At 45.6% G+C, this 12,771-nt stretch carries 9 protein-coding genes and 1 tRNA gene; 7 read left to right on the forward strand and 3 right to left on the reverse strand.

Annotated features, from left to right (window positions below):
• Nucleotides 1-38: 38 nt before the first annotated feature.
• Nucleotides 39-114, forward strand: a tRNA-Lys gene (locus D1Z90_RS08065).
• Nucleotides 115-221: 107 nt separating this feature from the next.
• Nucleotides 222-1,259: a quinolinate synthase NadA gene (nadA, locus tag D1Z90_RS08070; protein ID WP_119910248.1), complete on the forward strand. Its 1,038-nt coding sequence runs from the start codon at nt 222-224 to the stop codon at nt 1,257-1,259.
• Nucleotides 1,260-1,334: 75 nt separating this feature from the next.
• Here nadA and D1Z90_RS08075 read toward each other — a convergent pair whose 3' ends face one another.
• Complete coding sequence (locus D1Z90_RS08075; RefSeq protein ID WP_119910249.1) at nt 1,335-2,225, reverse strand: D-hexose-6-phosphate mutarotase; 891 nt, start codon at nt 2,223-2,225, stop codon at nt 1,335-1,337.
• Between the two features lie 292 nt (nt 2,226-2,517).
• Between D1Z90_RS08075 and malQ the strand changes: the two genes are divergently transcribed.
• From malQ to D1Z90_RS08095, 4 genes are read left to right on the forward strand one after another with little or no spacing between them, the layout of a single operon-like run.
• Complete coding sequence (gene malQ, locus D1Z90_RS08080) at nt 2,518-4,716, forward strand: 4-alpha-glucanotransferase (protein WP_119910250.1); 2,199 nt, start codon at nt 2,518-2,520, stop codon at nt 4,714-4,716.
• Nucleotides 4,717-4,751: 35 nt separating this feature from the next.
• Nucleotides 4,752-7,019, forward strand: a complete 2,268-nt coding sequence (glgB, locus tag D1Z90_RS08085) for a 1,4-alpha-glucan branching protein GlgB (RefSeq protein ID WP_119910251.1) — start codon at nt 4,752-4,754, stop codon at nt 7,017-7,019.
• Between the two features lie 6 nt (nt 7,020-7,025).
• The gene (gene glgX / locus D1Z90_RS08090) at nt 7,026-9,071 is read left to right on the forward strand and encodes a glycogen debranching protein GlgX (RefSeq protein WP_119910252.1); all 2,046 of its coding nucleotides are present in this window, start codon (nt 7,026-7,028) and stop codon (nt 9,069-9,071) included.
• Nucleotides 9,072-9,092: 21 nt separating this feature from the next.
• A complete protein-coding gene (locus tag D1Z90_RS08095) occupies nt 9,093-9,719 on the forward strand; it encodes a fumarylacetoacetate hydrolase family protein (RefSeq protein ID WP_119910253.1) in 627 nt (208 codons plus the stop codon).
• A 67-nt stretch (nt 9,720-9,786) separates the two neighbouring features.
• Here D1Z90_RS08095 and gap read toward each other — a convergent pair whose 3' ends face one another.
• Nucleotides 9,787-10,779 carry a type I glyceraldehyde-3-phosphate dehydrogenase gene (gene gap / locus D1Z90_RS08100; RefSeq protein WP_119910254.1) on the reverse strand — a complete coding sequence of 331 codons (993 nt, stop codon included), beginning with the start codon at nt 10,777-10,779 and terminating at the stop codon, nt 9,787-9,789.
• Nucleotides 10,780-11,324: 545 nt separating this feature from the next.
• Here gap and msrB point away from each other — a divergent pair.
• Nucleotides 11,325-11,714 (forward strand): peptide-methionine (R)-S-oxide reductase MsrB, encoded by a 390-nt coding sequence (gene msrB / locus D1Z90_RS08105; RefSeq protein ID WP_119910255.1) that lies wholly within the window; start codon nt 11,325-11,327, stop codon nt 11,712-11,714.
• 207 nt (nt 11,715-11,921) lie between these two features.
• Here the strand turns inward: msrB and D1Z90_RS08110 are convergent, their stop codons facing one another.
• Nucleotides 11,922-12,728: a DUF2989 domain-containing protein gene (locus D1Z90_RS08110; protein ID WP_158587085.1), complete on the reverse strand. Its 807-nt coding sequence runs from the start codon at nt 12,726-12,728 to the stop codon at nt 11,922-11,924.
• Nucleotides 12,729-12,771: the final 43 nt, after the last annotated feature.

Raw genomic sequence — 12,771 nt, forward strand, 5'->3', positions numbered from 1 at the left:
CAGCGGTTAGTACTAGGCGGTTATTTCGGTAACCATGTGGGTTGTTAGCTCAGTTGGTAGAGCAGTTGACTTTTAATCAATTGGTCGAAGGTTCAAATCCTTCACAACCCACCATCTTAAGAACCTCGCAATAGCGAGGTTTTTTCGTTTTTAGCGGCATGGATTTTAATCACCTCGGGTGTATAATACGCCACAGTTAAGCGGCACCTTCTGGAAGACACATGAGCCAAATAGAACAAGCAATCATTGAATCGGATTACCCTTTTCCTCCTAAGCCTACCCCTCTTAATGAGGACGAAAAGGCGCAATATAAAGCGCGAATTAAGCAGCTTTTAATTGAAAAAGATGCAGTGTTGGTGGCTCATTATTACACGGACCCTGAGATTCAAGCACTGGCTGAAGAAACAGGCGGTTACGTGGCTGACTCCCTTGAAATGGCCCGTTTTGGTAGAGACCATAGTGCCAAGACCTTGATCATTGCTGGGGTGAAGTTCATGGGGGAGACAGCTAAAATTTTAACCCCAAATAAAACCGTATTGATGCCTACCTTAGAGGCTACTTGTTCGTTGGACTTAGGTTGTCCGGTAGAAGAGTTTTCGGCTTTTTGTGACCAACACCCTGACCACACAGTGGTGGTGTATGCCAATACTTCTGCGGCGGTTAAGGCTCGCGCTGACTGGGTTGTCACCTCTGCTATTGCATTGGATATCGTAGAGCACTTAGACAGTGAAGATAAGCCTATTATTTGGGGACCCGATCGCCACTTAGGCTCTTACATTGAAAAGCAAACTGGCGCAGAGATGCTGATGTGGCAAGGCGCTTGTATCGTGCACGATGAGTTTAAAGCCAAAGCGTTAAAAGACATGAAAGCGGTTTACCCTGATGCCGCGGTGTTGGTTCACCCTGAATCACCTGCGAACATTGTTGAGCTAGCCGATGCTGTTGGCTCTACCAGCCAGCTGATTAAAGCGGCGCAAACCTTACCTAATAAACAGCTTATTGTGGCAACTGATCGCGGTATTTTTTACAAGATGCAGCAAGCTTGTCCAGATAAAGAAATGATTGAAGCGCCCACCGCAGGCAGCGGCGCAACGTGTAAGTCATGTGCTCACTGTCCTTGGATGGCGATGAATGGCTTACAAGCGATTGAAAGCGCTTTATTAGATGCAACGGGTCATGAGGTATTCGTTGACCCTGAACTGGCCAAGCAAGCCATGATCCCGCTGGATCGCATGTTGCAGTTTGCGGCCAATAAATAACCGCGTGCAATCACTGCTCCAGAACAAAAAAAGAGGCTTTCGCCTCTTTTTTTTATCGCTAATTTACATTAGTTACTAACCAATTCGGGTACTCAAGGTGTGGCTTTCGCCGGGGGCGATGATCACCGCTTGCTGAGTGATTGCTGACTCCACGCATAACATGGTTTGGTAACCATCATCAGGCATGTCTGCCATTGCTGCTGCGCCTTCAATCCATGGCGTCCATACCACAACTGTGTCGTTACCCTCGTTGTGAATGGCAACCTCTCGCTGCAAGCCTTGATCGCTAAGCGTTAAACTTGGCTCCGCTTGTGTGTAGAGTGAGTCAATGGCGCCATCGATGCTCAAGGTGCCAGTAGAAGCTTTTTGCTGTTTACCTGCTAAGCTGTCGAGGTATTGCGAGCCCAGACCTGTCACTTTAGCGTGTTCTGGCGCAGAAATATTTAGGTAAGTATGCAAAGCTGCGAGATAAGGGGCCGGCTTTTCGCTCTGGTTATGAGTAATCAAACGCAGGTCTATTGCTTCGCCTACGGTTGCCACAAGCGTGAGTTCAAATTGATGAGGCCAAAGTTCCAAGCTTGCTTTTGTATCGGTTAATTTAAAGCTGATTTGCGTGGCACCATCCACTTCTTTAGTTTCCGCCAACTGCCAAAGGCTGTTCCGGGCAAAACCGTGCGACGGTAAGTTGGCTCCAAAGCTCGCGGGTGCCGCGCCAAACCAAGGCCAGCAAATTGGTACACCGCCACGGATCGCTTTTTTATTATCAAATATGGCAGTTTTACTTAGCCAAATTAGCGGCGCTTTAGCTGCTTGTTGAAAATGGATAAGGTGCGCGCCGTGCAGCGTAAAACAAGCTTGGCTAAATGCGTTTTCAACCAAAACAAATTCAACGCCTTGATCGTCTACCATAATTTTAGTGGTGTCAGAAACGCGAGTGTGCTCGGTCAAACCTAAATGCTCAATCATAATGCCTCTATTAATAAAGTTAATTATTATCGGATCTTGTCTGCTGAGCAGTTTAAACTATTATGGATATGAATAGTAAAAACAGGTTTCTTCACGACAGTTTTAAGCACTAAAAATTGCTCAGTATCAATTTATCATGCTGATAGTGTTTTTTTTGATAACTATCAGTAGTTTTTAAGGTAAAAAGCTGATGCGATAGCACAGAATGTTTTATGCTTGACCGTAATAATAGATAAATCTATTACGACTATAACTGTGGTCGTCTTAACATCTTATAACTAATAGGATCATCATGTCTGACACCTTACTTTCCTCTCTCGCTCACATTAAAGGTATTGACGCCAATTACATAGACGCTTGGGGTAATGAAGCACAAGTTTCCCCAAAAGTGGTCTCGACCATTTTACAAGCCATGGGCTGTGATACGTCTGAGCAAGCTTTGCCCGCGCAAGTGGAACAAGCCCTAAAGCAATATTGGATGGCTGGATTGTCTGCGAGCACTTTGGCTTACCTTGACGAGCCGGTGCAACTTGAACTCAGGTTACCGATAGACTTTGTTAACGACCCAGTGTCGTTTCAGGTTAATACAGAAACTGGAGAAATCATTAAAGGCCAAATCACCCCCATAGAGGGTGAGCTGCAAGCCATTGAACATATTAACGAGGTGGAATTCCAAGCTTATCTAATCACCTTACCGATTGAGCTTAAGGCGGGTTATCACGACTTAATATTGTTTGAAAAACACCTAGAGGAGCCGCTCGCCAGTAGCCGCTTGATTGTAGCCCCACGCGCTTGTTTTACGCCAACGAGTATTCAACAAGGTAAGAAGGTTTGGGGTGTCAGCGTGCAGCTTTATGGCGTACGCAGTGAAAATAACTGGGGCATTGGTGACTTTGGTGACTTACCTGAGTTGCTCGCGGGCATCAAAGGCCAAGGCGGCGATTTTGTTGGTCTAAACCCCATTCATTCTTTGTATCCCATGATGCCAGAGAATGCCAGTCCATATAGTCCTTCTTCTCGTGAATGGCTCAATATCATTTACATTGATGTCAATCAGGTGGAAGAGTTCAGTAGCAGTGAAGACGCACAGGCTCTTTACCACAGTGAAGATTTTCAACGCGACTTGGCCATGGCCAGAGCGGCAGAAAATGTTGATTACAGCACGGTAAACCGACTCAAACTGAGTGCGCTTAAGTTGGCCTATGAAAGCTTTAAACCGAAATTAAAAGGCAAGTCTGCACGGGTCAAAAGTTTTAAAGCATTCGTCAAGCAGCACGGAGATGCTTTGCAGCAACAAGCCGGCTTTGATGCGATACACGAACATTTAATCGCCCAAGACCCGCACGCTTGGGGCTGGCCTGTATGGGCCGAGGAATGGCAAGATTTCGCCAGTCCTCACGTAAAAAAGTGGCTCAAAGCAAATAAAGATGCGGTGCAATTTTGGGCGTATTTACAGTGGTTGGCTGATGAACAGCTTAATGACGCGGACGCAAAAGCCAAACAGTTAGGAATGGAAATCGGCATTTACCGCGACCTTGCGGTTGGCGTTGCTTCTGGCGGTTGCGAAATTTGGGCTAATAAATCTGATTATTGCTCGCAAGCTACCGTAGGCGCGCCGCCTGATATTTTAGGGCCTTTAGGACAAAACTGGGGCTTACCACCCCTTGATCCTGCAAAGCTAGTAGAAAATGGCTTCCAAGCATATATCAACCTATTACAGGCGAATATGAAAGCGTGCGGCGCGTTGCGCATTGACCACGTGATGGCATTGTTGCGACTGTGGTGGGTACCGGCAGGTGACTCAGCTGACAGTGGTGTATATGTGTATTACCCGGTGGAGTTTATGCTGGCTATTTTAGCGCTAGAGAGCCAACGTCAGCAGTGCTTAATCATAGGGGAAGACTTAGGTACGGTACCTGATGGTATGGATGTGCTGCTCAAAGATGCTGGGGTCTATTCTTACCGTGTATTTTGTTTTGAAGTGGCCGAAGACGGCGGCTTTATCTCTCCGAGCCATTATCCTACGCAAGCGATGGCGACAGTGGTAACCCATGATATGCCAACCCTTACCGGCTTTTGGCACTGTGAAGACTTGAAACTGGGTTTAACCTTAGGTCTATATAAAGATCAAGCACTGGTTGATGAGTTAATGGCTGACCGCCATCAGGCTAAACAGCAAATGCTTAACAGCTTACATGGCCACCACTCTATCCCTGACTGCATCTCAGAGAGCGTCGATGTAGTAGGTATGGACCGAGGCTTAAGTTTTGGCATTCAACAGCATATGGCACAAACCAACTCTGCATTACTGAGCTTGCAACTCGAGGACTTCTTGGAAATGGAGAAGCCGGTGAATGTGCCCGGAACCAGTGATGAGTATCCTAACTGGCGCCGTAAATTAAGCACAACGCTATCCGATTTATTCTCTCAGCAACATATTTCTGAGCTGACCCAACAAATCAGTGCTGCGCGCAACCAAGCAGCAAAATAATAAGTTACGAATAGGTATAAGCATTAGAGAGTCCCATGAATAAAAAACCGACCAGCACCAAAAGCGTAAAGCCAAGAGCCAAAGCAACCAAAAATACTGTGGCTGACAGCTTTCAAGATCACGAGTTAGTTGAGGTATTACAGGGTGCGAGATTAAATCAACCATTTGAAAAGCTAGGCCTGCAACCTTGCACTAAAGGCCATAAGCTGACTGCATGGTTACCTGACGCTGTAACCGTCACTGTGGTTAGCTTAGCTGATGGTAAAGAGCTCGCGAGTATGAAGAAAGTGTCTGAGGCGGGCTTATTCGAAGCCAGCTTTCCTCAAGCCAAAGAGAGCTTTAATTACCGTTTGTTAGTGCAGTATCAAGTTGGCGCAGATAACCTCACCGACCCTTATCAATTTCGTGAACCCGCATTCGACGGTTTAGCGGAAATGACGCATCAACCTGAGAATTTGTATCAAGTGCTTGGCGCGCAATTGACCACGGTTGAAGTCGATGGCGTGAAAGTCAGTGGAACCCGCTTTGCGGTATTTGCACCTAGCGCATCGAGTGTGAGTTTGATTGGCGACTTTAACCACTGGGATGGGCGTCGCCATCCTATGCAGCGCAGCCTTTGCGGCCATTGGGTATTGTTTGTGCCAGAACTGATGGCAGGCACCAAATATAAGTTTGAATTGAAAGACCCTATGGGTAACCGCTTGCCCCATAAAGCGGATCCGGTGGGCTTTTATGCTGACCAATATCCTTCTCATGCGTCGATTGTATTTGACCACGACGATTACCAATGGAACGACAAACAATGGCAACTCTCACAGCAGGGCGATAAACGTTTTGCTGCGATGAACATTTATGAGGTTCACCTTGGCTCTTGGCGTCGTAAGAAAGAAGCGGGGAAAGAGCGTTTTCTCAGTTATGAAGAACTGGCGGTAGAACTTATCGCTTACGTACAAGAAATGGGCTACACCCATATTGAAGTGATGCCGGTTTCTGAGTTTCCTTTTGACGGCTCTTGGGGCTATCAGCCAGTAGGCTTGTATGCGCCGACCAGCAGATTTGGCGATCCAAATGGCTTTAAACACTTAGTGGACCAATGTCATCAGCACGGTATTGGCGTGATTGTGGATTGGGTGCCGGCGCATTTCCCTTCGGACCCTCACGGTTTAGCCCGTTTTGACGGCACACCATTGTACGAGTATGAGGATCCGCGCCGTGGTTGGCACCCTGATTGGAATTCATACATTTACGACTTCGGTAATGACTCTGTACGCCAGTTCTTGGTAGCAAGTGCTTTATTTTGGCTGGATAAGTTTCACGTTGACGGTCTTCGGGTGGATGCCGTTGCTTCGATGCTGTACTGGGATTATTCTCGCGAAGAAGGAGAGTGGGTGCCAAACGTTGATGGTGGAAACCATAACTATGAGGCGATCAGTTTACTGCGTTGGTTTAATGAAGAAGTCTATCAGAAGCATCCTCATGCGATGACCATTGCCGAAGAGTCGACGGCGTTTGCTGGCGTGTCTAAGCCGACTTTCGAAGGGGGGTTAGGGTTTGGCTTTAAATGGAATATGGGCTGGATGCATGACTCACTAGAGTATATGTCGACCGATCCTATGTATCGCAAGTATCATCATAATGAACTGACATTCTCTATGGTGTATCACTACAACGAGCATTTCATTCTTCCTTTGTCCCATGATGAGGTTGTTCATGGTAAGAATTCTATTTTAGGCAAGATGCCGGGTGATGAATGGCAAGCGGCGGCCAACCTTCGAGCTTACATGGGCTTTATGTTTGCTCACCCAGGCAAGAAGCTTAACTTTATGGGCAATGAAATTGCGCAAGCAGGAGAATGGAACCATAACAGTCAACTGGACTGGTGGTTGCTGGAATACGACAAACACAAAGGCCATCAGTTGTTGTTCAAAGACTTAGGTCATCTGTACAAATCAGAGCCGGCATTATTTGAAGCTGACTACCTGCCACAAGGGTTCGTTTGGTTAGATCATGAAGACGGCGAAAATTCGGTGTATGCCTTTATTCGTCAAAACGTGGATAAAACGCGTCAAGTAGTGGTCGCGGCTAACTTCACACCAATTCCTCGTCAGGAATATCGCTTAGGGGTGCCAGAAGCGGGGGAATATGAGATCTTGATTAACAGTGACAGTGAGTTTTACTGGGGCAGTAACTTTGAAGCGGGCAGCCACTTTGTGAGTGAGAAAATCGCCCATCAAGGGCAGTCTCATTCTATACGTTTGAACTTGCCACCTTTGTCGACACTTTATCTGCGTAAAAAAGGCTAGGCACTGATGACTGAGCGTGTCACTGTGAATACGCCCCCTGTGGGGCCTTACGTATTACGCAGTGGCAGGCCAGAGCCCCTTGGGGCTCAACTGATGTCGTCTGGCTGTAATTTTTCGGTGTACTGTCAAGCTGATACCGAAATTTGGCTGATGTTGTTTGACCACAACGAAGTAGAAATTCAACGCTTTCGGCTATTAGACAAGGTGGGCAATTACCATACTTGTTTTATTGATGGCATCTGCGCCGGACAACGTTACGCCTTTTTAGTGTATCAGCAAGGCCGCCCTTACTATTTGATTGACCCCTACGCCAAGTGCTTAAGTAAAGCGCAGCACTGGAATGGCGAAGCGTATCAGCAAGCCAGCACAGACTTTATCGCTAAGTCAGTGGTGGTGGATGATAGTTTTGATTGGCAAGGGGTGAATAAACCGAACCACCAAGCTCACAACCTGATCATTTATGAGCTGCATGTGAAAGGTTTCAGTTGGCTCAACCCCGCCATACCAGTAGCTTTACGAGGCACTTACCTCGGCCTCAGTCACCCTGTCAACCTTGCGTATTTCAAGCAACTTGGCATCAATGCTGTACAAATCATGCCGATATTGAGCTTTATGGATGAGCCAAGGTTAGCTGATTTAGGTTTACGCAATTACTGGGGTTATAACCCCGTCAACTTCTTTAGCCCTGAGCCTAGGTATGCCATTGCCGATCCTGTTACTGAATTTAAAACCATGGTGCAGCAATTTCACCAAGCGGGCATTGAGGTCATACTGGACGTTGTGTTTAATCATACCGCGGAGGGAGGTATCGGGGGGCCGATATTGAGCCTAAAAGGGTTGGCCGAGCGAGTGTATTACAGTGTCGATGTCGATGAGCAACAGAACATTGTTCATCATCATAATTTCACTGGCTGTGGTAACAGTGTCAATCTGGATAACCCTTGGACCCTGAAGCTAGTTATAGATGCGCTACGTTATTGGGTTGAGCACATGCAAGTGGATGGTTTTAGATTTGATTTGGCGGTGACCTTAGCCAGAGAAAATGGTCAATTTCAGCCACTCAGTGCTTTTTTCAAAGTCTTGCACCAAGATCCGGTGTTGTCTCAAGTGAGGTTAATTGCTGAACCTTGGGACATAGGCCCTGAAGGTTATCAATTGGGTTACTTTCCTCATCATTGGCTTGAGTGTAATGATAAATTTCGTGACAATATGCGGGCTTTTTGGCGCGGCGATGGCCAGCAGTTGGCAGAATTTGCTACTCGCTTGTTAGGCTCGCGTGACTTGTTTCATAAAAGCCTTCGTAGCATAGAAACCAGTGTCAATTACATTTGCTATCACGACGGTTATACCTTGGCTGATTTGGTCAGCTATGACGTTAGGCACAATCATGCCAATCTAGAAAGCAACCAAGATGGCCACGGCCATAACTTATCGAATAACCATGGTATTGAGGGGCAAACCTTAGACTCAGCAGTGAACCAAGCTCGAGCACAAACACAGCGTAATTTGTTGGCGTGTTTATTATTAGCCCAAGGAACACCGCATTTTCTTGCGGGGGATGAAAGAGGGCACACTCAACTTGGCAATAATAATGCTTATTGCCAAGATAGCGCCATCAGCTGGATTGACTGGCAAGAATCCGATGAAAGTAGACAACTAACCCGGTTTTGTCAGCAGTTGATAGCATTACGCCTTCGTTCAAAATTGTTTAACCGCTTACAACTCGAAGATGACGATTACTACCGGTTAGCCAGTAATATGCAAGTAGCCTGGTACCACCCAGACGGGCGTCGAATGCAGCTTAATCATTGGCAAAGTGAAACCGCTCAAGTCCTCATTCTTGAGTTGGCCTATCAGCAAGAGCATTACCTGTTGGTGTTTAATGGCTCGGCATATGAAATCAATTGCCACCTGCCAGCTGTGAACCAGCCCTCCTGGCTTTGCGTATTCGATACTAGCGTTAACCATGGCTTACAAACGCCAACGTGCAAGGTTTTATCTGGCAATATCATGGCAAATGCCCATTCGGTGATTTTGTTACAAGCATCATGATTTACTTAGGTAAGGAGTATCATGCAACATATTCAGTATCAACAATTAGACCTATCACCCAGTAAACTGGTGTGCATAGGTCGAAACTATCTCGCTCACATAGAAGAGCTTGGCAACCCTGTGCCTAAAGACATGGTGTTTTTTTTAAAACCTAATTCAAGCATTTCGTCCGAGTTATATGGTGAGGAGAATGCAACTATTCATTACGAAGCTGAAATCTGCTTTATGTTACAAGGCCAACAAGCTGTTGCGGTAGCGGCGGGGTTAGATCTCACTAAGCGCGATCTTCAAGCCAAGTTAAAAGCGAAAGGTTTGCCTTGGGAGCGGGCGAAAGCATTTGATGGCTCCGCGGCCTTTACCGATTTTATTCCGTTTGACCCGACTGCAGGAGAGCTGGCGATTGAATTTTGGATTGATGGTGAATTAAGGCAAGCGGCTACTGAGCAGTTAATGATCCACAATCTAGAAAGTATATTAACCGAGGCGCAAACCTTTCTTACGCTGCGAGATGGTGATGTGGTGATGACGGGGACGCCGGCTGGGGTGGGGCCGCTAATACCGGGCTCAAGGGTGCACCTTAAATTAATACAAGGGCAACAAATGTTAACCGAAAAACGGTGGCAGGTTTTAACACGAGAAGCGGGCTAATTTAGCCGCTATTAGGGCAAAAAAAACCCGCACTAAGCGGGTTTTTATTTACCTAAGGCAACAACTCTTATTTAGAGATGTGAGCAACTAGGTCAAGAACTTTGTTTGAGTAACCGATTTCGTTGTCGTACCAAGATACAACTTTAACGAACTTGTCAGTTAGTGCAACACCAGCTTTTGCATCGAATACAGAAGTTTGTACTTCACCGATGAAGTCTTGAGAAACAACTTGGTCTTCAGTGTAACCAAGAACGCCTTTAAGTGCGCCTTCAGAAGCTTCTTTCATTGCTGCACAGATTTGCTCGTAAGTAGCAGCTTCTTTTAGGTTAACTGTTAGGTCAACTACAGAAACGTTAGCAGTTGGTACACGGAAAGCCATACCAGTTAGTTTGCCGTTTAGTTCTGGAAGAACAACGCCTACTGCTTTAGCAGCACCAGTTGAAGATGGGATGATGTTTTGAGAAGCACCACGACCACCGCGCCAGTCTTTCGCTGAAGGACCGTCAACAGTTTTTTGAGTAGCTGTAGTAGCGTGAACTGTAGTCATAAGACCAGACTCGATACCGAACTTGTCGTTAAGAACTTTAGCTACTGGAGCAAGACAGTTAGTAGTACAAGAAGCGTTAGAAACGATGTCTTGGCCTGCGTAAGTATCTTGGTTAACACCCATTACGAACATAGGCGTAGCGTCTTTAGAAGGACCAGTTAGAACAACTTTCTTCGCACCAGCAGTGATGTGTTGACGAGCAGTTTCGTCAGTTAGGAAGATACCAGTTGCTTCAGCAACTACGTCTACACCAACTGCGTCCCACTTAAGTTCAGTTGGGTTGCGCTCAGCTGTTACACGAACAGTTTTACCGTTAACAACTAGGTTGCCATCTACTACTTCAACAGTACCGTTGAAACGACCGTGAGTTGAGTCGTACTTAAGCATGTATGCCATGTAATCAACGTCGATTAGGTCGTTGATTGCAACTACTTCTACGTCGCTACGTTCTACAGAAGCACGGAATACGAAACGGCCGATACGACCGAAGCCGTTGATACCTACTTTAATCATCTTTAGATCCTTACGGTTTGTTTAATCTTGAAACTGTGTCGATATTACATAACTCATAGGTGATAGAATTTGATATTTATCAAGTTTACACCTTTGATGTTAGATTCTTTCAAAAATCAAAAAATCAGCGCTAAAACAGGCTGAAAGTCAAATTTTTGCTGGTGAAAGTGTTGCTTTACTACAAAAAGGAGCCTTTGTAATCGCACAACACTGTCATATCTATACCAGTTGCTACTGGGCCAAATGCGTCTTGGGCACAAGTAATTACTAGTGTAGTCAAAAATTATCATTCTGTTATTTTACAACATGGTGTTGGTAAAATTACATTATTTACGTGGAAATTTAAGCTAATGGGCGGTTTTTTGCAAGTTTTTTTACTACACAAAAAAAGTTTGAGCTTGAATTCGTGGCGGTTTTCTTCCTTCATTAAACGTTTACAAGCCGTGTAGGCAAGAGATGTAAACTTTTTTCAATTAATGTTACGTTAAAATCTCGAACTTGATAAAATTATGTCGAATATCCCGAGTGTAAGGAATGCATAAGTCATGTCTGAAGATGCAAAGTGGCGTCAAAAACTGACCCCTCAGCAATACCATATTTGTCGTGAAAAAGGCACAGAAGCGCCATTTAGCGGTACTTTGCTCAACAATCGTGCAACCGGTATTTACCATTGTGTATGTTGCGAGGCAGCATTATTTTCATCAGAAAATAAGTTCGACTCTGGCTGTGGTTGGCCTTCGTTTGACAATGCGGTAGAAGGCGCTATCAATTACTTGGAAGATCACAGCCATGGCATGGTGAGAACCGAAGTGCAATGTCGGCAATGCGACGCCCATTTAGGCCACATTTTTAATGATGGTCCAACGCCGACAGGCCAAAGGTACTGTATCAACTCGATTGCGATGGATTTTACGCAACAAGACGATAAGGCTTAATAGCTTTTACCTGCGCAGTTTAATGGCGCATGGCCATTGTGTTGCTCGCAAAGGTGTGAACTACTCCTGCTGCGTTACCACAGCTCCAATGAAGGTTGTTGCAATAGGTTGCTAACGGTGCTTAGTATGAGTCTACAGAGGCATTGTTTTGGCTAGACGTATGGCCTTTAAGCTAGCAAGGTAGCTTAAAGGCTTGTTGCTCAGATGCTACATATTGTAGTCGCCGGACTGAAATTGGAAATTTTTAATATCATCAATGACTTCTCCAGCCATTTCTTGAAGTTTGTCCTTTTCTTCTGGGCTAAACTTGTGTTGGCGGTCAATCCAGCTTTCGTTTATCGGGTACTCGCCTAGGCGATGAGCTACTTGCATCCAAATGTAAGCGGCTTGATAGTTCTTGGTCTTTAAGTAAAGAGTGGTCAGCGAGTTATAAATACTGGGGTTGGGTAAGGTGTCTTTTTGCAAACGCAACGTTTTGTATAACAAGCGGATCGTTTTTTCACTGTCACGTTCAAAATAATAGGTCGCTAACGCCAGTGTCAGTTCAGGATCATTTTCCGCCGAGGTGCCTTCAATGGCCAGAAAGCGCTCTTTTGCCTCGAGGTCTCCATTAACTAGCCAATGATAATAAGCAAGCTGTGGCAGCTCTGAGTGCTGCGTGGCTTTATCGATTCGCTCAATTTCATTGACTGCGGTAATAAAGCCTTCCACTCGCTCTGTTTTTTTATGTTTAGCGTGGATAGGTTCGACATTGGAAGCAATTTCAATACACTGTTTATAGTCTATGAAGCTTCGCAGTATGTAGTACTGATTTAACTCTGATGACTCGTTGGCATAGTTCTGACGCTTAAGAATCACTTCGCGGCGTTCAGCTTTACACCAACCATCGGTGTTGAGCCCTTGGCAAAGCTCCGGTGACTTTTCACAGATTGCCTTTGTTGTTGTTTTGTTGAAACAACCTGTCGCAAGTAAAGTGGCGCCGAGTAACACTGCGAATTTAAATGTATTAACCATGCTATCCTGAGAGTTGCTTGGGTTGAAACTGAGTTTGATTGGC

It is taken from the genome of Motilimonas pumila (assembly GCF_003596335.1).
GTDB lineage: Bacteria > Pseudomonadota > Gammaproteobacteria > Enterobacterales > CBDFNC01 > Motilimonas > Motilimonas pumila.

What these genes read in the sequence shown, in the direction of transcription:
- gap (WP_119910254.1), bottom strand. Translation starts at nt 10,779, where the DNA reads ATGATTAAAGTAGGTATCAACGGCTTCGGTCGTATCGGCCGTTTCGTA.
- D1Z90_RS08110 (WP_158587085.1), bottom strand. Translation starts at nt 12,728, where the DNA reads ATGGTTAATACATTTAAATTCGCAGTGTTACTCGGCGCCACTTTACTT.
- D1Z90_RS08095 (WP_119910253.1), top strand. Translation starts at nt 9,093, where the DNA reads ATGCAACATATTCAGTATCAACAATTAGACCTATCACCCAGTAAACTG.
- msrB (WP_119910255.1), top strand. Translation starts at nt 11,325, where the DNA reads ATGTCTGAAGATGCAAAGTGGCGTCAAAAACTGACCCCTCAGCAATAC.
- glgX (WP_119910252.1), top strand. Translation starts at nt 7,026, where the DNA reads ATGACTGAGCGTGTCACTGTGAATACGCCCCCTGTGGGGCCTTACGTA.
- nadA (WP_119910248.1), top strand. Translation starts at nt 222, where the DNA reads ATGAGCCAAATAGAACAAGCAATCATTGAATCGGATTACCCTTTTCCT.
- D1Z90_RS08075 (WP_119910249.1), bottom strand. Translation starts at nt 2,225, where the DNA reads ATGATTGAGCATTTAGGTTTGACCGAGCACACTCGCGTTTCTGACACC.
- glgB (WP_119910251.1), top strand. Translation starts at nt 4,752, where the DNA reads ATGAATAAAAAACCGACCAGCACCAAAAGCGTAAAGCCAAGAGCCAAA.
- malQ (WP_119910250.1), top strand. Translation starts at nt 2,518, where the DNA reads ATGTCTGACACCTTACTTTCCTCTCTCGCTCACATTAAAGGTATTGAC.